This window comes from Acinetobacter sp. GW821-FHT01E09 (genome assembly GCF_059422385.1).
The window spans coordinates 1598963-1623919 of record NZ_JBWKWU010000001.1 but is presented as its reverse complement, the minus strand read 5'-3'; the positions used below and the strand labels follow the sequence as shown (position 1 = coordinate 1623919).

Sequence of the window (24957 nt, the reverse complement as noted above, 5' to 3'; positions counted from 1 at the left end):
AAATGACACTTTCATAAAATAAATTAAAGATTCATCATCTAATTAAAACTGATTTCTGCGGTATTTCCATTTGAATCAACTTCTAAAAGAATTAACCCACATGACGAACTATTATATTTAGGTACAGCTTCATAGTCTTTTCCAGCTTTAGGAGTAAAATTTAGGCCTGAAGAAGTACATGATCCTTCATAATGCACTGTAGAACGTGTTAGACTTTCTGATAGATTAGACAAACCAATAAATGTATTACGGACAGATACAGTACTTCCAACAGGAAGAATAAACTCTTTGTAAAAGATTTTTGAGAATACTCCATTATAATCTTTCAAATTTTTACTCATCTCTGTTTGAGCTATCCCAATGCTCTGATTTTTAATAGTTCCTATCAAAGAAGAAAATGCATCACCAGCCTGCCCCCCAACATTTACTTTTTCTTTTTTTCCCTTTTTCGCATACTCTAATATCATCGGCTTTTGATTCTGTCCGTATAAGCGAATTCGAGCATCTGATTTTTCTGAATAAATATTTCCTGAATTCTTAACTGTTTGGCAACCAGCAACTAAAATCAAAAAAACGCCAAGTAATATATATTTAAGCATTATCAATCCAAATACTATTTTATTGTCTAGATGTTAAGTATACATTAGTCCATCCAAGACCTACGTAAATTTCATTTAAAATAAAAAACTAATTAATGACTTAAATTCATCACAGATTCCACAAAAAATTAACTTATTGTACCGTTTCCACTACTTACAACCGATATTAAAGTTATTAATATATTGCAACACTAAAAATATACTTTTTCAGGGTTGTTTAGTTTAATCATTAAATTCATCCAGACATGACTGTATTTCATAAATAAACTGCGTTTTAGCTTTACCTTTTCCATCTACAGTTAATATAAACTTTCTCCAATCACCACCTGTATGTGATTGCATTTCATCATGAAGTTTCTTACTTAAATCATCTAAAGTTGAAAAAGCAAAGTCCTGTATACTAACTAAATAACTCTGATTATCTTTGCAATAATCTAAGTGAAAATTTACCCATCCCTCATCAGGATTGAACTTATATTCAAAAATGAATGAATCACAATTCACAATACTATTAACATGTATGTACTTAACAATATCATTTAAAATTTCAATCTGCTTGTTCATTTTATACCTCCACTAGCTTTATTCTCAAACATTACAGGATCTAGCTTTTTACCATCTATAACAAACTCTACGAAAACTTTGTCTAGTCTTAATGAGTTAGAATAATTTTTTATAAATTTAAATATTTATTATTTATCATCTTTAAATTAATTTTTATATTTTATTTCTCTACAGATTCAAATATAAGAGCTGTCAAGCGAATAACAACCCTTTTTATTAATATCTACTATTCATGTAACAATTTTAAAAAATCATCAAAATTATTGGCTACATCATTAACAACCATAGAACTTATTCCATCTTCAAAATCCACAAAATCATCATGATAAACTAATACTATTTTAGGATTTGAAGTTTGAGAGTCTTCTCGATAATCAAAACAAATATAGTCTCCATTTGCACATATTCCAAAAACAACTAGATCTTTTATACCATAATTTTCAAGATCATTTACATTATCCTGATTGCTTAAAATATCACCATCCAAATGATCAGATTTAAAACTTAAAAAATTTAAATCACGCTCATCGTCTTTTTTATAAATATTTTTAAAATCAAAAATATTTTAAACTGGGGCTAAAGCATCATGATCTTTTATTAAATTAATATAACTCATCGGAAAGTTACATCCTAAACTACTCTCAACTTCATGTATTATATCTAAGGATACTTGTCCGTTATCATCATAAACACGCATCTTATTTTCCTATCTTAATTATTACCACTTGATAAAGAATTTTGCCCTGTATGAGGTACAGCTTTATTCGAATGAAATTCAGCTGGAACTAATTGCATATTTTTTGGTGATGATTGAGCATTGTGGTCCCATGTATAACCATTAATTTGAGATTCTCCTAAACGCAATTGGTCTAATTGACTATATGAAAATTCAGAATTTTAACAATCCATTAAAAAAATAGTATTTTAAGGGAGTTCATAACCAGAATTCTTCATATTTTCAATAATTAGCTCATCAAACTGTTCATCACTTATTCCTCTTATTGATTTTATACTTCTCCAATTCCATATTAATGGTAAAACTTTGCTGTCTAACATTGTAAAATGAGCTAAAAACATATCTGCTAAGTCATATTTATCTAAAATATTACTCTCTAAAAGAAATGCATTGAATACTTCACTTGGCCTTTTACCACTTAATATTTCATTAAAAGATTCACTATTTTCCGAATATGACATATGTTACTCCTCCACTGCTTTCAATTTCTTCAACTTTTGTATAACCATGTCTTTGAGCAATTTGTCCTGTACAAGTATTTAATTTAGCATCTAATATTATTTGACTATGCATATTGCTATTAAGCTGATTACATCTTTATTTTTATATTTATTTTTTCTCCACCAAGTAAAGTGAAGGGCCTGCTAAAAAATAACAGCCCTTTTTATTAATATCTACTACTCATGTAATAATTTTAAAAAATCATCAAAATTATTTGCTACACTATTCACGACCATAGAACTTGTTCCATCGTCAAAATCTACAAAATCATCGTGATAAACCAATACTATCTTCGGTTCATTACTTTTAATATTATCTCTATAATCAAAGCAAATATAGTCTCCATTTCCACATCTACCCAATATAACAAGATTTTTTACTCCATAATTATTTAGATCAGATATATTACTTTGCTTTTTTAAAATATTACCATTTAGATGATTATCTTTAAAGCTAATAAAGACAATATCTCTGTCATCTTGCTTACCATAAAAATTGATAAAATCAAAACAATCTTCTTCTGGCCTAAGAGTATCATGCTGTAGCATTAAATCAATATAAGTTTTTGGGAAAAAATAACCTAATTCATCTTGGACTCTTTGAATCTCATTTAATGAATTTTGACCATTATCCTGATAAACACGCATTATTTTCTCCTTTTCTTTTACTTACTTATTTTCAGTGAGTTTGCCCTGTATGGGGGACTAAATTGTTGCTATGAATTTCTTCAGGAACCAATTGCATAGTGTTGGGTGAAGATTGAGGATTGTGATGCCAAGTATAATCATCTATTTTTTTCTGAACGCAATTAATACAGTTGAGCAGATCAAAATTTACTCTTAGCTATTGAATCATTTTTAATCATTTCCCACATTCGTGTCTCCCCTACAAATCAGGCAGATATCTCTCACATTATCACTTAAAATTAAGAAAGGTTAATCTTACGATCATTGTTCAAAAAGCCGTTGTTTTAAAAAAAGAAAAAAACTGCAGTTCTTTTTTCTAATGCAATTGAAATTAGTTTCTTAATCTTTCTCCATAATTTTTCATTATCAGAGTATTTTATTGAAAAATCATTCGTAATATCTAATGCTAAAACTAATGATTCATATATAATTTTTTCATCCTCATAATCATCTATCATAATCCCTAACTGGTTATTCAGTTTAGAAAAATAACCAATTTTTTTTTAATTCTCATACTCTTCTTGACAAAGATTTAATTCAACTAAATCTTCTCTTAAATTTTCATCTAAATCTAATCTTTTCATTGCTTCAGATGAAATTGGAACACATATATTTCTCATAAATAAATACCTGGTTAAGCCCATAAGCATTTGAGGCAGCTTCAAAATGAGGCTGTCTCGTGTCTAGGATACTGGGAACAGTCTCCTTGCGACAGGGCCAATACCAAGACCTGAACTAGTTAGCGCTGAAAATCTTATTGCTACACTATCTAGTTAGAATATATTTTTTGGAATCTATCACTTTGAACGTTTTACTACCAATCGATTATCTATAACTGACTTATTAACTATTTAAATACCTCTTTACTTATCAAATTTTTTTAATTCATCAAGAAAAATTTGCCAAGCCTCTGGAACACCTTCAACTATATCTATATACAAATCCCAATCCTCTTTTAATATATTATACAGAACAGGGTGCATTTGGCGCATATCATTATACAAGGCAGCTTTAAACTCAAATAACTCACATGAATCATTACTAGTTATATCTATTTCATTTTCAAAAAAAATCCTCAACCCAATATAATTTTCGATCATTGACAAGTAATGGTATTTTCCATTGACTAAATATATAGAGCCTACCATACCTTTCAATCCAGAGTTTTTCTCAACAAATCTCATTTTATTTACTCCAAGATGGTTTAGGTTTAGGGGTTGTTATCTTCATATCGTACGCTTTATTTGTATGCTGATTATATTGATAATGAATAGTAATACTCTGACCATCTGGTAATTTATGTATTACTTCCATTTTCTGAAAACCGTGACTTGCAGGAAACCTATAATCTGATTTTCCAGTAACTGGGTTAAAATTCATATCTTTCAACATTGTGCCACTCTCTGGATTTTTCAATACTTGATTCCAAACCACTTGTTCGTTTAAATCTCGTGGCGCTGTTGATTGAGTTATCTTTGCAGTTGAAATTTTCTCTGCTGCTTGAGTTAGTCTATTTACTTCATCTTTAAACAATGCCTCTCGAGACCATAAATCATCATCGCTACGAACATTATTTTCAATAACCTGTTTTTTCACAGCCTCCTTTTCAGCATCTTTAACTACTTGTTTAGCAACTTGATTTTCAACCGCCTTAATTGCCTTTTCTGTTAATTCTTTACTTAACTTTCCTGCCCCTAAGCCAATTACTTCGATTTCAGGAAAAACAGGTACCACACCTTTTGACCCTCTTTCCAAACCATCAACTAAATCTTCATTTTCCCTTCTTACAGTACCTTGTGCTGTTTTATTTGCTGTACCTGAACTTCCATAACTTTTCGGATCATCTTTTGCTTTCAACCCAGCTGTATTTGAATCATATCCAAATAATGACGTATTTTTCTTTTGTGCTTCTGTCGCTTGGAACGTTTTTACAGCTGCACCATTTTCCATAATTGGCTTATTACTACTATCAGTTAAAACTTTACCTGCCATCGAATCAACTATATTTGATGCAAATTTTATATTTTTGGACAGTTGCTGTAAGCTAAAATCATTAGTATCTTTACCAGCTTTATCCCATTGCTTTGCCATAACCAGGAGTTGCTCACGCCCCTCTGTATCGACCTTACCATAGGCAACACTATATAAAAGGGTAAACCAGTATTCATAGCCATCTCGACTCATTTGACCATTTCGAGTGGCTAATTTAGCAGCTTCTTTCTTAAGCATCGCAATTTCATCAACATGGAGTTGTCGGTTATTCATATCAATATTTGCAGAAATAGCTCCTGTTGAAGCATTTCCGCCAATAGTATTTCCAATTCCAAAAGCGGCGGCAGTTGTTACAAAACTACTTAACCCTTCTGCAACATTTTTGGACAATCCACTTGCTTCAAGACTTGATTGCACATGATCTTGAATCGTATTTAATGTTGGTGCCGCTTTTGCTGTCGCACCAGCTGCTAATGTGCTTGCGATATCTCCGTCCATTAATGCACCAAGTGCTGAATGCGCTGCTACTCGATATATTCCACCCTCATCCCACTTCCTTGCCTCGTTCTCTTGTCCTTGTTTTCTTAAACTATCTGCCTTACTTTCAGCAAAATCAGCAACAGCTTTCGGTGCATTCTCCCCAAATCTCTTTGTCACATCCATCTGCAAACTAATTTCACTTTGAACCTTTTCTTTGTCAAAGTTATTTTTAAGTGCACCACTGTTGTCACCTGCTGTATCAGTCGTAACATTAGTCAGTATTTCAGACTTAATCTGTTCAGCGGCTTTACTTGTTAAAGCTTGCTGTGCTTGTTCATCTCGAATCGTAATATTTTGAGTATTGACACCACTCTTGGTGACGCTACTATCTTTTTCACTGTCTAGGCCAAATCCAAGCGATTTATTCACACCTGAACTTGAGGGATTATAGCCTGAGATATTTGAGCTATTTTCTGTATTCGGTTGACTACCTTTAACATTTATCCCACCACCAATACTTATGCCTTTGGCATCATACTCACTGACATTACGGATATCTGAATGAGTCAACGTACCTGTATCTAGGCTATTTTTCTTTAAGTTTTCTGCAGCCTGTGTAGAGGTAATGATGGCACCTTTTAAATCTGTGTTTTTATTCACTTTGATTTGGTAACCATCATCTCCTGCATAAATACCTGACTGTTCGTTAATTGAAGCATAGTTTGCCTTAATATTAGAATTACTATAACTTCCTGAAACTGATGCCCCATAACCTACAGTGGCTTGACCTGAAATATTCTGCTGTTTGCTATTATACTTCGCTTTATCCTGTAAACTTTCTGCATTTAACTCATTGGCTTCAATCTGTACACCTTTGCCTTGTACCTGACCGCCAATAATATTCGTTGCATTACCACTACTGATTGTCGTTAAACTGTCTTTAGAGCCAACATGGCTGTTGGCATAACTAGTTTCAGTACCAGTACCATTACCTTTACCAATATTCCCTCCTGCTGTTACACCAAGTGCTAGTCCATTTGAACCATAGCTGACAGCAACACCAGCATTCCAGCCTGCACTCTTATTCCCAGACTCTTCCGTTATATTTTGCTCTGCTGCTTTGATATTGATGTCGTGATCTGCTGCCAAATGAGTGCCTTTCATTCCAACAACATCTGAGCCAATGATATTAATATTGGATTTGTCTCCTGCACCGGTGGCGACAATATTAGTTTTTCCACCCGCATAAACTTGGCTTTGACTAGCAGTATTACTCTCAGAACGACTAAAATTCGTATTTTTTTGCTCACCATAAGTGATACTTATACTTACATTTGAATTAGCAGCTAAACTACTAAGATCTTTTGCTGTATCTGCCAATTTACTCAGTGATTGTCCTGCTTGATAAGCATCAAATCCAGCATTGGCTGCCGCCATAGCATTGACACGGTCATTTTTGCTTTGACCAACTTGTTTCGCTGAATCCAATACAGATTGCACTGCGGTCACAACTGGAACATTCACAGCAAGCGTTAAACCTTTTTGTTCCATTTCATGTTTATAGTCACGAGTGCTTTGTTCTTTTGCAGCTTCAATATTGACTTGTTGTGCCAATATATTCACATCACCTTGTTTTGATGAAACTGTGCTTCCTGTTTGTTGATATGTTTTTCCTGCAATGATATTGGTATTGCCATTTAAGCTTCCGACTGTTGAACCAGTGTTGGTATGCTTAGTTTGCTCCTGTTCTGTGCGCTCTTTTTTTGAACCAATACTAAAACCAATACCACCACTCGACATCAATCCAGATTTCTTAACTTTTTTATCGTCATAATTTAAATAGCTATTTTCAGCACCTACAATACTGACATTTTCTTTGGCCTGAATTTGCGTTAATTCATCTGAAATTATTTCACTGCCTTGTATCTTGACATTTTTAGCATCTAAAATGACTTGCTTACCATCAACAGTACTGGCTATGCCCTCATCTGACTTATCTTTTCGGTAAGTTTGGGTTGTTTTACTGCTTAAAAAGCTCTTTTTCTTCACTTCATCTGCATGTTCAACTGTACTACGAGCACGCCCTTCTTGAATATTGAGTTGTTCATCAGCACTTAAAGTCGTCCGACCTAGCACACTACTGACCTGAGAACCTGTAATATCAATATTTTTCCCAGTCAATGTTAAGTCGCCTTTTGCAACGATTTGATTACCTACATCTTGTTGCGTTGTACTAAAGTCATAATTTTTATTATTTTTATAACTATTGTTAATCCGCTCTGTTTGTAATGTCGCTAAATTTACATCCCCTTGCGTTTGTAGAATAGTTGAACCATTGCTATTTAAAATTTCTGCGCCTTTCAATGTGGTATTACCTGCCACTTTGATATTTAAAGTCGTTTTTAAATTATCACTACCTTCCACTGAGCTAGTCTGGTTATTACCCACATAGATCCCTGCTTTGCGATCTATAGCGGTAAAACCATAATTACTCCGGCCTTTTTGTTTATTATTACTGGTCAATGTACTATTTACATTTAAATTTCCGCCAATATCAAAAGATGCTGCTTCTTTTGCAACAATCTGACTGCCAATATTGTTTAAATCATTTTGCGTTTTAATCCCAACACGATTGGCTTCCATTCGTCCAGCCAATTGGTTGACATTATTTGCATTGATGATCAGTGCTTCACGTCCAGCGATCGTCGCTTGATTAAGCACATCACCGTTCATATTCATTTGCACTTGATCAGCACTGATCAAAGTACCATCACCTTTTAAATCACCAGGTCTTGCCCGAACATAAACTTGTGGAACCAGTACTTTACTGCTTGTCCCATCTGCCAATGTGATGGTTTTTTCTTCTAACCACACAATATCACTGGTGAGCTGTGCAATCTGAGCAGCAGTTAAAGCAATTCCAGGACGTAAATTATAACTTTTAGCAAAGGTTAAGCCGTTGTTCATTAAAGCTTTATACTGCTCTTCATCACTACCATAACCAGATAAAAAACGATGCCCTGTCAACTGTGCAATTTGATCTTGGACTAAACGTTGCTCATAAAAACCATCACCTAGGCGTTTTTGTTGATTTGCTGGATCTAAACCAAGTGCACTCAGCATGTAATCGGATGATAGCCATTTTTTATATTGGCTAAATGCTGGATCAGTTTCTACCAAATACTGCGCTTGGCTATCTTTGGTTGTGCTATACAACGCATTACTTGGTAAGGTAATTGTCTTTTGTTCTACACTACGCACTTCATAGTCAGATGCTTTGTCTACCCCAGACATCTGCTTGTCTAAAGCATTTAGCTGTTGAGCTGAATCAACTTTTTGATTTTCAGTTGGTTGGACTTGCTGTTGTGAACCATTCGGATCAAGTTCACCAATCTGCTGATTTTGTGCATTTTCTGATTGTTGAACATTGACCTGTTGTCCAGCATCTACTGCAACTTGCTTTTGTTGAGCCTGTTGTTTTTCATATTCAAGTGCTTGTGCTTGTTTGGAACCTGTTAAATGCACTTGAATAGTGTCATTGGTCTTGTCTTTAATCTCTGTCGTTGGAACAGCAATAACTTTATTGCCCCCATAAAGGCCACTTAACTGATATGGCTCTGTCTCATCAGCAGGCGCATAGGCCATTGAACTCTTTCGACCAGAATCATAAAACCATTTTTTGGGATTTTTAAATTGAATGAGTTTATTTGCTAAATACGCTTTGTTATCAATATCAGTTCCTTCTACCTTTAATACTCCTGCTGCAAGTATTTGGCTCTGATCATTTACGATATGATCAGATTGAAGCAACATATTGCCCCCACTCAATATTTGCCCAGGTGTGCTGGTTAATACTTCGGGAACATAGGTTTCTTTATCATATTCAAAAATATTATAGGTACGTAAACGTCGCCCATCACTTAACACAAGCCAGTAAAAACCACTGTCTCTCTCCAGCTCAACAAGCAAATCTGCAACATCAATACCAGGATGTCGATTATCCTCATAACTGTGTACAAATTTGGATGACTCCAATACTTGGTGTACTGAAAAATTATCATTTAAATTTTGAATTTCTTTTGCAGTGAGTCGCATATTGCCTTGAGACTCAATGGTTGCACTACGATTATTAATCAGTTGGGCTTGACCTTGTGCTTGATAATTACCATCCAGCGAACCCCCAACATTTAATTGCCCCATACTCAATATCCAAGCATTGTCTTTTGAGTCACTATTGAGCAAACCTCCTGCTTGGTTATTTAAAATATCAATCCCTAAATCAATATCTCCACGTGAAGCAATAACTGCGCCTGAGGAGGAACGAGCAGAGCACTGCTCTGCTCCGACGCAAGATCCGTTCGATTTGTTATTTAAAGTCTGTGCTTGTATAGCAATATGATCACCATAAATTTTAGCACCATCATTCCAGACTAAATTTGCTTTTAAGTGGGTTAACTCACCATTAATTAAACCTTGATTATGTAGCACATTGTTGGCGATTAAATGCGTTTCAATACTGCTAATACTTGCCCCAGTTTGATTTAAAATATTCTGAGCATTGACGGTGAGGCCTTGGCCTGCACTTAGGGCAGATTGATTGATGAAATCATGTTCACTATTGATCTTGAGTAAACCGTTGGCACTCAGTTCATCACCTTGCTGATGTGTATAACTTTGCTTTAAATTCAATTCAGCATCACCAAGGCTAATGATTTTACCTTGATTGATTAAATTGTTCGCACTGATTGCTAACCGATTTTGTGCGATGAGTTCCCCTTGAGTATTATTAATATTTAAGGTTTTTTGAGAATCACCAATCAATAATGTCCCTAGACTCGTCACACTGCCTTGTTGATTATCAAAGTTCTGCTGAATCAAAAGTGATGCATCTTTGCTTGCTCTAATTCCACCAGATTGGTTATTTAACTCACGTGCATTTAATTGGATATTTTGAGCATCTAAACCACCCAAAATCGTATCATCTAAATTTTGTCGATTGTCAATCACTTGCGCTTGGATTGATAAATCCTCACCAGCAACAATATGACTGCCTTGACCACTATTTTTCAATTGGTCGGTATGAATTTGAATATTTTTTAATGCTTGAATTTGACCTTGGTTATTCAGCAGCCCGCCTGACTGTTGTTGAGCAATCATTAGATTGCCTTGACTATTGATTTGTCCTTTTTGATTGGATAATTGCTGTGCGCTGATTTCTACATCGTCTGCTGATGCAAGAATACCGTTATCATTTAATAATTGTTGGACATGGGTTAGATTGAGTTTTCCTTGGCTAAGTATTCCACCACGAGCACCAGAATTTTGATTCAACAAATCCTGCTGATTGGTATCGATGCTTAATTCAGAATTAGATTGGATCAAACCTGAATTATTGTTAAGTAAGCCAGTTTTTAGCAAAATTTGATCTGCTAAAATTTTGCCTGATTCATTATTCAATGTTTGTAATTGACTGTCTAAATTCAATTTTTCTAGTGATGAGATTTGCCCTAAGCGATTATCAATCCCTTGAGCAACAACATTTAATCCTTTACTTGCAAATAATTCGCCCTGATGATTATTCAATACACCTTGTACCGTTAGATCTGCGCGTCCCTGTTCTGATTGAATAATGCCTTGCTGATTATTTAAATCTCTACTGTTTATCTGTAGATCTTTTTGTGCAGCGATTGTACCTTGCTGATTTTGAATTGCTGACTGTGCCAACAGTTGTAGTTGATCTTGGCTATAGATTGTTCCAGATTGATTATCTAAAGTGTTTGTTTCAATCTTGGTTTTTAAAATACTCTGTATTTTACCCTTTTGATTATTGATTTGCTGTGCTTTTAAATTCGCTTCTTGTTGTGCAAATATTTCACCTGACAGATTACTCAGCTCATTGTCTACAGATAAATTTAACGAACCTTGTTCTGCTCTGATTTTACCCAAATCATTAAGCAAAGATTGTGAGGTTAAATCAATCTGTTTAGACGCAATAATCCCTGAAGTATTATTCACTTGACCAGTGGCTACAATCTTAGACTGGTCTTGTGCATAAATCACACCAAGATGATTGTCTAATGTAGCGGTATTTAGGTGTAATTTTTGACCCGCTACAGCTTTACCTTCAACATTATTCCAATGACCGCTATTTATTGTTAAGTCTTGCGCGGCTGAAATCTCGCCTTTGATATTGCTTAATTCATTGGCAATATCGAGCTGCATTGCAGATTGCTGTGCAATTAATTTACCAGCATTATTTGATAATGAAGCTGCATTTAAATTAAATCCTTGGTTAGCCGCGATAACACCATCTTGATTGTTAATATGCGCTAAAGCATTTAATTTTAATTGGCCTTCTGCATAGAGTGTACCAGCAGTATTATCCAATGATTGAACAGTTAAATCAGCATGTTGACCGGCCTGAATTTGTCCATTTTGAGAAGATAGATCCTGTGCAGTGATCGCAACATTTTTTGCTGCCACAATAATGCCTGAATCATTGTTTAAATTTTGCTGAGTAATAATATTTAAATGTTGTTTTTCAGAGCGTATTTGCCCTGAAGTATTATCTAATGATTGAGCATTAACTGAGATATTGTTATTGGCAGCAATTGTACCAGACTGATTTTCAATTCCCCCGTCTATATCTAAGTTTAAGCCTTGATTAGAAAAAATTGTTCCAGATGCATTGTTTAAACTTAGACTTTGAATACTGATATCTTGATTAGACAGCAGTTTTCCACGTTGATTATCCAGCGCCCCACTGATACTGAGATCAAGATTTGACTGTTCGGATTGAACTGTACCCTCTGTATTATTTAATGATTGCGCCTTTACATATACCGCTTGTTTGGCTGCTAAGATACCTTGCTGATTATTAATGCCATGTTTTGCAATGATATTAAGCGAATCGTCTGTATATACAGTACCTTGTGTATTGTTGATATCATCAGCTTTTATCCCCAGTTGTTTATCTACAAGAAGCTTACCTGCACTGTTATTCAGTTGAGTAACATTCAGCTGAGCGCTACCAGCAGCACTAATCACACCTGAGCTATTATTCAATGTTTGTGCAACATTCACTTTCAACTGCCCATTAGCATCACTTTGAAGCAATTGTCCTTGTTGATGGCTCAGTTCAACCGCATTCAAATCAATATTTTGTGCAGATGTAAGCGCTTGGTCTAAATTAGCAATGCCTAGATCGAGTTGTAGATGGCTGTTACTTTGGATTTTGCCTTGTTGTCCTTGTAGGTTTTGTGCTGTGATTTTTAACTGTTGATCACCTGCATGTAAAATCTCACCTGCAACCGAGTTCAGTGTATTGGTCTTGATTACAGTACCTGTAGCATTACTGATAATCTGCCCTGCATTGTTATCAATCTGATTTGCGACATCCAGAATAAAATCATTTTTACCTGTGTGTTGAATTAAACCTTGGTTGTTATTCAACTGTGCTGTATTAAGATTGATCTGTTTTGCACTATATTGCCCTTTTTCATTGACAATACTTTGTGTTGCGGTTAAATCCAGTTGCTCATCTGCAATAATTTTTGCATTGCTGGTATTCAGTTGGGTTGTTGCAATGTTGATATTTTTGGCTTGGCTTTCACTTTGACTTAAGTCTGCTGTTTGAGCTGCTTTAATTTGCAACTCAGCACCTGCCAAAATTTTCCCTGCCAGCTGAACCTGTTGCGCATCAATATTCAGTGTGGCATCTGTATTGCTTAGTTTCCCGTCTTGATCAAGACCTGCGACCCATACTGCATTTTTATCGCTGACAATGGTATTTGCTTGAACCTTGATTTTATTCTGTGCAGCCAATTGACCATGCTGTTGTAACTGATTCACTGTTAAATCAGCACTATTGCCAGCATAGATTTGCCCAGTACTTTGTAACTGCTGAGCATTCAATTTAAGATTTTGCGCAGCAATCAGATTACCTGCTGAATCCTGCATCGTACCATTATCAATTTGATCAATATTGATGTTTAGATCTGCTGTTTTGGATTGAATTGTACCCTGTTGATTGTTTAAACTCTGACCTGTCAGGTGTACATTCTGTGCCGAAATCTCCCCTTTACGATTGTCTAAAGTTTGAATAGACAGCTTGGCATCCGCATTGACTGAACCAATTACGCCTTGGGTATTGTTGGTGTTTGCAGAATTTAGAGTTAATGCATCCGCAGCAAGAATTTGACCTTGGCGATTATCAATCTCAGCTGAATTTAAGTTGAGTGTCTTGGCGCTTTGTATACGGCCTTGATCGTTATTTAATTGTTGTGCGGTTAAATCAAAGCTTTGATTGGCATTAATTACACCTTTTTGATTATCCACCTGTTGTGCAGTGATATTCACCACATTCGCAGTGAGTTTACCTTGTTGGTTGTCAAAGTATTGCCCATTAAATTGCAATTCAGGCAGTTGAATTTCACCACCATTGTTTTTAATACTGCCTTCAACTCTAAGATTGATTTCAGCATTGTTGACAATTGCACCTTCTACATTGGCAATATCTTGAGCAATCTGAATATTTCCTGCTTCAAAAGTTTTTGGTGTCAGGTCTGTGGGTGCAACTTCAACCGTACTTGAGTCTTGCGCTGAAGACTGTTGCTCTGGATCAGTCACACTTGGCGATGTGGTTCCACCTGGTGTTTGCCCTGTCCCACTAGGATCGACGGTTGCCTGACCAATTAAGCCCTGAGTATTGTCTAAGTTTTTTGCAGCAATGTTGAGTTGTTGCTGACCTGTTTGCTCGATTTTACCTTTGTTATTGGTTAAGTTTTGCGCAGTAAAATCAATTCGTCCTGCGTTGATCACGCCCTCATTATTATCAATCTTGCCTTGAGCATTGAGCTTAATTTCATCACGAGTCGCAATCAGCCCAGTGTTTTGAATATTATCGGCTTGAATCTGTATTTGTTGTTGTGTACTACTGATATTACCGCTGTTTTTTACATTGCTTGCCTGAATTAGAATTTGATCTTTATTGGCAATCATATTGCCTGTATTGGTCAAATCACCATTGGTATTCAAATGCATTTGACCTGTCGTGGCATTAAGTGAGCCTGCATTACGTACCCCTAAACCTTTTTCAGTACCGACCAAATAGATTTTTCCAGCATACATCCCACCTAATTTTCCAACATCAAGGGCAAAGCTCGGTGTAGGTGAAGATGTGGTACTTGTCGTTGCGCTAATCTTTGTTGAGTTTGGATCTTGAACATTGATGTCGTTTTGACCCAACACGGTTTTTAGTTCATTGGCATATAAACCCGCATTGACGTTTAAAGCACGTGCATAAATATCGGTATAAGGGGTTAAGCTTCCATTTAAGCCTTTCCCTTCAATCGTGACTTGCCCTTCACGTACTCGGAATGAATCAAGATAACCTTGATGCATTACTGCTTGACCTGTGGTTAAGGTAAAACGATCTGCGTTAATCACCCCACAACCATCACAGATCAAGCCAGATGGGTTGGCAATTACCACTTGCGCTTGTTTACCCGCAACCTCCAAATAACCCTTTAATTGACTCGGATTACTGCTGTTCACTTCATTCAGGATCACCTTGGCTTCACCTTTGGCGAGCCATGGATTGCCTTGTACCCAGCCACCCAATTGGGTTTGGGTATTATTTCGTGCGTTATTTAGAATCGCACCTTCCTGACCCACATCAAACTGGGTATAGGTATTACGTGATACACCACCTGCACTTGGGGTTTGAATATTGACTTGGGTCAAACCATTGCTGCTGTTTAGAATGGTGGCTTGTTGTGAGCTTGGTGCTGATCGATCTGCCACAATTTGACTTTCAGCGATGGTTGCCATCGGCAAGGTGTAAATTGCTGCACCCAATAGGCTCACCACAGCAAAATTGACAGGATTGAGTTTTTTATAGGTGATTGAAGATGCACCCGTGACATCCTCTATTTCGATTTCACCAATGCTATGTGATTGCCCCGCTGTTTTTGTACGGCTTTTTACAATCTCAGCAACCGCAATAAACATGCCACGTGCTTGACTAAAAATAACGCGATAACGATTCTTATTCATAATGTTTTACCTAAATGTTTTAATATTTTTTCAAGATTGAATGTTGCATATGGACATTGGATGTAATGGATTAATACATCCAGTTCAGGCTAAATCCTGTCGTCACATTGTCTGTTTTAAAGTGGTCTGGTTTTTTTAACGGCGTCCCAACAAAAACGTCATAATTGACCGATTTTAAGACTTGCCCACGTAATCCAAAGGCAGCACCCATTAAACTTGTTCCCAGCAATGGATTTGGTTCATGTGCGGTTTTACCCCCAACTTCACCATAGTCAATTCCTGTGTACCATTGCATCGGAAGCTTAAACATCGAGCCACTGATTTCATTACGGACTAAAAAGCCGTTATCTGCCAATAAAGTTTGTTCACCATCAAACCCTCTTACGGTATAGCGATTCCCAATCGAGAATCGATCTTGTGGGGTCAGTGGTTTTTTACTGTACTGTGTTCGCCATTCAGCAAGATACTGTAGCGATTGATTACCGACTTTAAATGGCACTTGCAGACTGGCATTGGCTTGTAAAATACCGACATGGGTATAGGCTTCGCCAAATTGCTCTTCAGGTGCATGCATTGCATTAAATGCACCTGTACCGCGTTTATAGGTTAAATTGCCTGTTAAAGTCGCATTGGCTAGATATTCTGTATGATCCAAACTGGCTTTCCAGCCACCGGTTTTTCGACGTTGTACTTCAATTTCTACATCATTGATGAAGTTTTGTGATTCCCGATACCATCCTCCCACACTGGCGGTGGTTTTTCGTTTGGCATCACGGTAAAGTACCCGAGATAAATCGGCCCCAATCAGTTTGCTTTTGCCGCTATAGCTATAACTTTCACTGGCACCTGCAACCGTTTGGTTATAATCAGACTGGCTATAACTGGTGCTGAGTAACCAATATTTGAGTGGAATGCTATAACTTAAATAATAGCCGTCCGTTCCGCGTTTACCTTGATCTCCCCCACCCAAATCATGGTTATAACTGCCATAAAACAAGTCATTTGCAGTAAACAGATGGTCTAAAGATAAGGTTGCTGTGCCTTGGTATTTCCCAGTTGAATCTGAGCCTGCATCATCAACACCTAAATGAATCCGGTAGGGTTTTGATTGTTGCCATGCCAACTCTAAATCACTATAGCCAGGTTGGTTACGCTGTTCTGAGGGTTTGATTTTAAAGTCAGCCTCAACAGTCGGCACGCGTTTAAAGTTTTCTAAACCTTGTTCAATATCCCGAATATTTAAAATATCCCCAGACTGAACAGGCAAGGCGTTAAATTTGTGAGCACGCTTAGACGTCCCTTGAACAAATTGAATTTGATCTACTTTCCCAGCAATCACTTGCAGTTTAATCTCACCTGAAGCAATGTTCTGTTGAGGTAACAGCATGCGGGTGGTGACATAACCATGACTAATAATACTGTTTTGAATTAGATCTAAGGCTTGGTTTAAGCCTTGTACCCCAATACATCGGCCAATGAGATTATGTTGGCCTTGCGTGACGGGACGCATCGCAAAAGTAAATTGACGTGCATCATCCCCAATCAATACAAATTTTTTAATTTTAAAACACACGTCTTCGCTGTTTGATTTTAGATATTTCAGTTGTGCTTGGGTTTGAAGTTGTTTTTCTAGTCCCGTTTGCACTACAGCTTCGGGCTGTAATTGCTTTTGTAATGCTTCATCACGTTGTTGCTGACGTTGAGTAGGATTTAACGTCAAAGTTGGATTTGATGGTGGTTCCGCAGCCTGAGTCGTTGTTGCTAAAATCGTTAAAAAAACAGCTAAAGAAACTTTATTTAATTCTAAATTTTTCATGTCAATAGTAATTGTGATGTATTTCACGTTTTATTATTTCGAAATTATGACATTTTGTAAATAGGACAAGCTGTATAGATTAGCTTAATTTATGCTTTTTTCACTTTGACTTCATTTGAGTAATTAAAAACCTAGACCTATTAAGCTTCTCCTCTCGCTCTTCTTTAAATAAAGATTAAGCATTATTTTAAATATTTATTATTTATCAAAAATTTAAACAATTTCATTTTTTTTAATTTTAGTTTTTTCCACTCTTTTAACGCTGAGGTAAGCCGCATTGTGATTGTAATAATTTTAAGTATTTAAGTTCTATACATAGCTGAGTTAAATACATATTAAAACCATGAACCAAAGTAATTTTTAAAAATTTTTAAAGAATACCCTGAGATGTATAATTTTTAAGCGACCAGAAGCCTTCGTCTAATGAGCTTGAGTATTTTTTTAGCAATCATCTATTTTTCATTATTCTAAGGCCCACACTAATTGTAAATTCAGCCAATATGATTAAAATGTTTGAACTAAAATCATCTTACCCCTACTTTATCTGGGTCCAAGATGCATACTTAACTAGAAAAATGAGTAGAATAAATGACAGCCTGGCAACGACTGGCAATAGAACCCACTTCAGATCAACGGGAAATAAAGCGGGCTTATGCAAGACAACTGAAAACCATTGATCAGGATACGCAAGCTGAGGCTTTCATTTTACTAAGAGAAGCCCTTCAGGAAGCACAGGCTGAAGCAGAAATGATGGCCTATGAATCTGAATACGAAGAAGATGTAACACCGTCAATTATTTATGATGTCAATGTAACGACGGATACCGACATATCTTCAACTACATCTACTCAAATTGAAATATTATTTGTAGATCTTGAACAACAGATTACCTCACAAAATATTAAATTTAATATAACGGATGCAATTATACAATTTGGGATCGCCTTACAGGCTGTAAGTGATCAAAGTGTAAAGACAGAATATCTGGAACGATTAAAATATTTATTACAGCAGTTTCAGTTGGAAGACTTCTTTGAGCTTGCCAGTTGTACCGCTATTACAGATCCATCTGCTTTAGAAGATACTGTAATTCATCATGATCAGGAATACTCATATCACCAGACCTCAGCAGATACGGATATCCCTGATCATGAAAGTGCTTCACCTTTAGCTCAGCTTCATCAGGTTAGCGATGCACTCTGGGATCAGAATATTAGTGATACTGTATTTGATAAATTTACCCAATTACTCACTGAGCAATCTGAGCTGACACTGGCCCAGCAGATTCAAATCAAGGATCAGCTCCTCGGACCTCTTGCTGAAATTGAAGCTGATGTGCTAAATCCCGAATATTCACGCTTCCTTGATCTGTGGAATACTATCTATTCAGATGATATTCATCATTACGATTATGCTTACTATAGCAATGTTTTGCAGTCTAAATTGGACACTTATCAGAGCAACAAATTATTGCTGCAAAGTTTACCATCTGAGCGAAATCAGCTATTACAGCTACTGTCAGGTCCACAGAAATTCCAGCCTTTCCGCATGCTTAAATTGCAAAGACAGCTTCGCAAAGATCATCCTCAGCTCAAAATAATGGATCTCCTTAACCAGTTTCATTTATCAAATACTGAGCAGAATATTAATTTCAGTTTTCTAAAAAGTTTAGCTGTAAACAAAAAATTTATTGTTATTGATCTAATATTTGCGATGAGTACCTTTGTATTTTTGCAGACATTTTGGGGAAAGCAGCTCACAGGAGCAGCCATTTTACTGAGCACAGCAGTCTTCAGTTTACTTTTTATTTTTCTGATTCAGCCAGCTTTTCATGCAATCATGACGACACATTCAGATCAAGAAACACGACTAATCCGATTCAGTCAAATCTGGTTTCTAACTGGATTGGTTTTGTGCAGCTTTATCCATTGGTTCAATCCTACCCTACATCAGGTTCTGAGCTATGGTTGGATACTTCTTTCTGTCTTTTTATTTGGTTGCCTGCAACTGGTCGCAAAGCCTGATATGAATCAACTGCTGCAAAGTAGCTATATTCATTTCGACAGATGGATGATGCTGGCTGGTCTGGTCACACTGTGTGGTGGCTTCGCATTTATATATTATACCATTGGACATCCGAACTATCCTTGGTTACTGGTATATAGCTTAATTCCTGTTGGTTTTTTACTCTTACCAGACTCTTTTCGACCACTGTTTGCTATCTTTGGTTACCGCAAGCAACCGCATAATTTAACGGATAAGGCTATTTTCTACAGAAGCATTGGTATTGTGTGTCTACGTCTAATCTGGATGTTTAGTTTTACCTATTTCCTCGTATCTGCTCAATCCCAACCCTATATGTATTTAGGTTGTATCGGATTCGCTGCTTTACTCCTAACAACCCTCAACACCAGAAAATTCTCTTCGTGCTTAAAATACTTATCCTATCTCGGAATAATGTACCTAACCCTTATGACCTATATTATCCCTTTGGTCATAGGTTCTTATCTGTTTCTTAGTATAAAAACTAAACGGGAACAGAATATTTCATAAGGAAATACAGGACATCAGTATAATTGGCTGATGTCCTACAAGATTGATCATCAATACTCATCAAAGAGCTTCAGGTCTTCAATTTCATTGAGAAATTTCTCGAAATACTGACGTACTTCCCTGATCTGCCTATCATCCTGTTGGTTCAGTATTTGGTGAAAATGCTGAGTGCGCTCCCCGATCTGTAAACGCAGATCGCCAGTATGTTCGCTATACAAGCGTTCGGCACGAAGTAATAGGCTTTTATTCACTAAATTTTCACGCGGATGAATCTTTAAATCCTGCAACTGTTTACGGGCCTTTTCGACTTGTTCTTTAGACATAGTACTCTGATGATTAACAACCACTTTCTGTAAATTCTCACCTGTGGCTGGGATATGAACATCTACATCAAGAACACCATTGGGATTATAGGAAAAACGCACCTCAATGGATAAGCACTCATCATTGGCTGGTAAAGCAACTGTTAATTCCCCTAAGAAAATATTTTCACTGCATAGCCGATGCTCACCTTGATATATCTTTACGAATATCTCGCGCTGTCCTTTATTCATTGCAGTATAAGTATTGACTCGACTCGCAGGAATCACAATATTACGTTCCAAAATTGGGGAAAACTGATCATCTGATCCCACTGCTATACCCAAACTAAATGGGCAGACATCTGTCAACACAACTTCTTTGAGGGTTTGATCCTTGGCCTTTAGCCCTGCTTGTATCGCAGCGCCACGCACAATTGCTTCATCTGGCTGTATGCTGGTGGATGGAAATCGACCAAAAAGTTTGGTGACAAGTTTACGAACAGCAGGTATTCGAGTTGCTCCACCAACCATGATAATCTGATCAACCTGTTGTGGTAAAATCCGCGCATCCCTTAAAGCCCGTTCAAGTGGTCGACGTAACCGCATTAATAATGATTCAGCCCAATTGGTCAGATCATGCTGGCTAATATCCAGACTCGCTTCCTTACCACCCCATTTAAAAGTGAGTTGGGTTTGGCTCTCTTTACTCAGGACATGTAGGGTATGCTGCGCTCTTGCCTTTAAAGCGGTCTCAATATCATGAGGTATGGTGCTTTCTGTAAAATTAAAAACATGCGCATGTTGCTTCCAAAACTGCTTTATCAACAGCTGGACAAAATCATCACCACCAAGATAATTGTCTCCTGCACTGGCACGTACTTCGATGACACCATCAAATAATTCAACAATGGATACATCAAATGTGCCACCACCTAAGTCGAAAATCAGGAAACAACTGTCATCAGTCTGTCCAAGTCCATAAGCAAGTGCTGCTGCTGTTGGTTCATTGATTAATCGACTGACTTTTAAACCAGCCAATTCTGCTGCGGCAATAGTTGCCTGTCGCTGGATATCATTAAAATATGCAGGTACTGAGATCACTGCTTCATCAATCTCACATTGCAAAACCTGCTCAGCATCTTGTTTTAGAGATCCTAAAATAAGCGCAGAAAGTTCAGTCGCAGAAAAATCCTGCTGCCCCAGCTTCAGCCGTTTTGCTGTTCCCATCAATCGCTTGAAACTGGTAAGAACCTCCCTTCCACTACTTCTCAGTTCCAGTGCAGCCTGACCGATAAGCATTTGCCCCTGTTCATCCAGTGCAATTGCTGAGGGCGTTAATTTAGTGCCATAAACGTTTTCAATAATTCGTGCTTGACCATTCTCAAACACACTGACTAAGGAATTACTCGTTCCAAGATCTATTGCTATTAAGGGTTTTAATGCTGTCATTGTTATCTGGTATTTTAATGAAAATAGAAATTAAGTTTATAGCTATTCTAGTAGATCAGAATTACTTTTAGCAACTGAATACACAGGATAAATTGATTCCGTATAACGCCTTGTAAAACAGCCAATTACAGTGTACTCAAAGCGCTAAAATGACATAACACCATATTTTAGATGTTTAGAAGAGTCATAAGAGTTCTTGTTTGATTCGTTCACATCCCCCACTTAAATCACCAAAATTTCAAAGGATGAATTAAATTAAACCCAATCGATAATCATCATAAATGCCAAATGGTATCTGTTAACAGTTTGACTTCCTCGATATCATGAGTCACATATAACATAGGAATTTTAATCTCATTCTTTATTTGTTGAAAGAATGGAATAATTTCAGCTTTATGCTCTGCATCCAATGCAGATAAAGGTTCATCTAATAGCAGAATATTCGGCGAATATAAAATCGCACGCCCCAATGCCACCCGCTGTTTTTCGCCTCCAGAGAGGTGTATTGGCATCCGATCAAGCAGATGGCTCAGCTTTAATAATTCAATGATATAGTCCAACTCAAACTGACGTCGATCAATATCAATTCGGTTATATCCAAACTTTAAATTCCCCATAACATTTTTATGTGGGAATAATTGGGCATCTTGAAAGACTAAACCCACACGGCGTTTTTGAGTGGGGATATTGATTTTTGTTTGATGATCAAACCAAGTATCTCGGTTCACTTTGATCCAGCCTTGTTGTGGCGTACGTAAGCCAGCTATCGCATTTAAAATGCTGGTTTTACCTGAACCAGAATGTCCAAATAATCCCACAACACTTTCATCAGACTTAAATTGCTGATTTAAATTAAATTTATTAAATTTCAGGGTTATTTTAAAATCGAAATGCATTACGTTAACTCTGTTTTTTCTTTTGATAGCGGTGAAACCACTGTGCAAACCATAATGCCAAAAATGCCACAGTCAATGAAATCATAATCAGACGTTGCAATGCATGATTCATATCAGGCTGTTGCATCAAACTATACATCGCAAGCGGTAGAGTTCTGGTTTCACCCTCAACATTGCCCACAAATGTAATGGTTGCGCCAAACTCTCCTAAACTACGACAGAAACATAAAATTGCACCAATTAAAATACCGCTACTCGCTAAAGGCAAGGTCACATGCATAAAAGTTGAAAATGCAGATGCACCTAAAGTTTTTGCAGCCATTTCTAGCTTTTGATCAACAAGCTCAATCGCCAGACGAATCGATTGGACCAATAATGGAAATCCCATCACTGCCGAAGCCAAGACTGCACCTTTCCAATTAAATGCAAAATCTAGGCCGAACTCCGTTAAATATTTCCCTAAGAAGCCGCGATTACCAAAAACTTGTAAAAGTAAAAAACCTGGCACAACTGGCGGTAACACCAAAGGTAAAAAAATCAATGTTTCAAATAATGATTTTCCGAAAAAATCTTTACGTGCCAAAATCCAGCCAACGATAATGGCTGGAATCAAGCTAAAAATCAGACAAAAACCAGCAACTTTACAAGAGAGTTTTAAGACTTCAATTTCTGCTGGTGACAGTACATCAAACATAACCGATTTCTAATTGAGAACGCTAAAGCCATATTTTTTAAATATAGTTTTAGCTTCATTACTTTGTAAATATTGATAAAACTTAACAGTTTCAGGGGTCGGTTTTACCATCCCCATTGGGTAAACAATTGGTGTATGCGTGTTTAACGGAAACTCAGCAATAACCTTAACGTCTGGACTAATTGCAGCATCAGTTAAATAAACAATCCCCACATTACATTCACCACGTGCCACAAAATTCAGTGCAACGCGAACATCTTCTGCTTGAACTAAACGCGGCTGAATTTTTTCCCACCACTGCAATGATGTTAAAGCTTGCTTCGCATACTTTCCAACAGGAACACTTTTGGTATCGCCTGTACAAAGCTTGCCTTTAAATGCGGTGGTCGGGTCAAAGGACGGAGTCATTTTGAATTGTATGTTTTGATTTTTCGGGCTAATCAATACCAAACGATTGCCAAGTAGATTCTTTCTATTTTTAGGGTCAATCAATTTTTTATCTTGTAAATAATTCATCCACTGCTCATCGGCAGAGATAAACAAATTGGCTGGTGCCCCTGCTTCAATCTGTTTTGCCAGTGTCGATGAACCTGCATAAGATGTTTTAATTTTTATATTATTTTTCTTTTCATATTTTTGATCTAGTTCTGCTAGAACATTGGTTAAACTGGCTGCAGCGTAGACTGTGATTGTATCTTCTGCATAAGCATGGCCCATGGCAAGCAAACTTAAACTAAATAAAATTTTTTTCATCGACATCTTCCTTTGAATAACAAAAAATTGTTCGCTAAGCATTACTGACTATAAAGGACAAAACCGTCACCCCGACAAAAGCTTGCCAATGTGAGACCTGAAGCTTGTGCCATCTCTATTGCCATACTGGTAGGCGCAGAAATTGTTGCAAGTAATGCGATATTTAATACAACACATTTTCTAATCAGTTCATAACTTGCTCGACTGGTCATCACCACAAATCCTTTTGACAAATCAAAGTTCTCTGCTGAGATATGACCCAGTAATTTATCTAGCGCATTATGTCGTCCAACATCTTCAAAAATAGCATGAATGTTCCCCTCCACAACCCAAGCAGCAGCATGCGCTCCGCCAGTCACAGCAGTAATCTTTTGCTGGTTTTTTAATTGTTTGATTGCGTTAGGAATTTCTCTTAACCATTCTGATTGAATTGTAGAACTAATTTTTGGTAATGAAAATTGAAGTTGTTGAAGACTTTCTATACCACATAAACCACATCCTGTTCTACCAATCAGCATTCTGCGATGTTCTTTTAGTGCCATAAAAGCTTTTGATGAAATTTTCATCTCAACCTGTATACCAAAATTGTTGTGAATAATATCAAGCGAGTAAAGTTCTTTTAAACTTGCAATTATTCCTTCAGAAAGGCTAAATCCTTTTGCAAACTCTGCGATATCAGTTGGTGTAGCCATCATCACCGCATGAGATATACCGTTATAAACCAATGCAATCGGATATTCTTGAACAACCTGATCAAACTGAACATCTGTTTTATCTTGATCAAATCGTGTAATTTGAACTGACGCATAACCTGAAAATTGTGGTTCCAACTTGAGCTTTCCTTACCATTCAGGATAGCAACCATAGGTTACTATCCAAT

15 protein-coding genes and 1 pseudogene are annotated in these 24957 nt (G+C 36.7%); 1 reads left to right on the top strand and 15 read right to left on the bottom strand.

Going from position 1 to position 24957, the window contains the following annotated elements:
• Positions 1-38: 38 nt before the first annotated feature.
• The 10 genes and pseudogenes from AC07U8_RS07400 to AC07U8_RS07355 form a co-directional block, all read right to left on the bottom strand.
• The gene (locus AC07U8_RS07400; protein ID WP_494737594.1) at positions 39-599 is read right to left on the bottom strand and encodes a hypothetical protein; all 561 of its coding nucleotides are present in this window, start codon (positions 597-599) and stop codon (positions 39-41) included.
• Positions 600-821: 222 nt separating this feature from the next.
• Entirely contained in the window at positions 822-1163 is a 342-nt protein-coding gene (locus AC07U8_RS07395) for a hypothetical protein (RefSeq protein ID WP_494737593.1), read from the bottom strand.
• Between the two features lie 226 nt (positions 1164-1389).
• On the bottom strand, positions 1390-1707 hold the full coding sequence (locus tag AC07U8_RS07390; protein WP_494738584.1) for an SMI1/KNR4 family protein: 318 nt from the start codon (positions 1705-1707) through the stop codon (positions 1390-1392).
• Positions 1708-1874: 167 nt separating this feature from the next.
• Positions 1875-2045 (bottom strand): annotated as a pseudogene (locus tag AC07U8_RS07385) (HNH endonuclease); the annotation flags it as partial.
• Positions 2046-2087: 42 nt separating this feature from the next.
• On the bottom strand, positions 2088-2360 hold the full coding sequence (locus tag AC07U8_RS07380; RefSeq protein ID WP_494737592.1) for a hypothetical protein: 273 nt from the start codon (positions 2358-2360) through the stop codon (positions 2088-2090).
• Between the two features lie 216 nt (positions 2361-2576).
• Positions 2577-3047: an SMI1/KNR4 family protein gene (locus AC07U8_RS07375; protein WP_494737591.1), complete on the bottom strand. Its 471-nt coding sequence runs from the start codon at positions 3045-3047 to the stop codon at positions 2577-2579.
• Positions 3048-3078: 31 nt separating this feature from the next.
• Positions 3079-3192: an HNH endonuclease gene (locus AC07U8_RS07370; protein WP_494738583.1), complete on the bottom strand. Its 114-nt coding sequence runs from the start codon at positions 3190-3192 to the stop codon at positions 3079-3081.
• 757 nt (positions 3193-3949) lie between these two features.
• Entirely contained in the window at positions 3950-4270 is a 321-nt protein-coding gene (locus AC07U8_RS07365) for a hypothetical protein (protein WP_494737590.1), read from the bottom strand.
• 1 nt (position 4271) lies between these two features.
• Complete coding sequence (locus AC07U8_RS07360; RefSeq protein ID WP_494737589.1) at positions 4272-15614, bottom strand: two-partner secretion domain-containing protein; 11343 nt, start codon at positions 15612-15614, stop codon at positions 4272-4274.
• 70 nt (positions 15615-15684) lie between these two features.
• Complete coding sequence (locus AC07U8_RS07355) at positions 15685-17430, bottom strand: ShlB/FhaC/HecB family hemolysin secretion/activation protein (protein ID WP_434277755.1); 1746 nt, start codon at positions 17428-17430, stop codon at positions 15685-15687.
• A gap of 588 nt (positions 17431-18018) precedes the next feature.
• Here AC07U8_RS07355 and AC07U8_RS07350 point away from each other — a divergent pair.
• Positions 18019-19983 carry a molecular chaperone gene (locus AC07U8_RS07350; RefSeq protein WP_494737588.1) on the top strand — a complete coding sequence of 655 codons (1965 nt, stop codon included), beginning with the start codon at positions 18019-18021 and terminating at the stop codon, positions 19981-19983.
• A 50-nt stretch (positions 19984-20033) separates the two neighbouring features.
• Here AC07U8_RS07350 and AC07U8_RS07345 read toward each other — a convergent pair whose 3' ends face one another.
• The 5 genes from AC07U8_RS07345 to fdhD all read right to left on the bottom strand — a co-directional run bounded on the left by AC07U8_RS07345 (position 20034) and on the right by fdhD (position 24907).
• Positions 20034-21734 carry an Hsp70 family protein gene (locus AC07U8_RS07345; protein ID WP_494737587.1) on the bottom strand — a complete coding sequence of 567 codons (1701 nt, stop codon included), beginning with the start codon at positions 21732-21734 and terminating at the stop codon, positions 20034-20036.
• A gap of 275 nt (positions 21735-22009) precedes the next feature.
• A complete protein-coding gene (locus AC07U8_RS07340) occupies positions 22010-22630 on the bottom strand; it encodes a molybdenum ABC transporter ATP-binding protein (protein WP_494737586.1) in 621 nt (206 codons plus the stop codon).
• Between the two features lie 4 nt (positions 22631-22634).
• Entirely contained in the window at positions 22635-23324 is a 690-nt protein-coding gene (gene modB / locus AC07U8_RS07335; RefSeq protein WP_004820372.1) for a molybdate ABC transporter permease subunit, read from the bottom strand.
• Between the two features lie 9 nt (positions 23325-23333).
• Positions 23334-24077 carry a molybdate ABC transporter substrate-binding protein gene (gene modA, locus AC07U8_RS07330; RefSeq protein ID WP_034614135.1) on the bottom strand — a complete coding sequence of 248 codons (744 nt, stop codon included), beginning with the start codon at positions 24075-24077 and terminating at the stop codon, positions 23334-23336.
• Positions 24078-24118: 41 nt separating this feature from the next.
• Positions 24119-24907: a formate dehydrogenase accessory sulfurtransferase FdhD gene (gene fdhD, locus AC07U8_RS07325; protein ID WP_151803144.1), complete on the bottom strand. Its 789-nt coding sequence runs from the start codon at positions 24905-24907 to the stop codon at positions 24119-24121.
• Positions 24908-24957 lie beyond the last annotated feature (50 nt).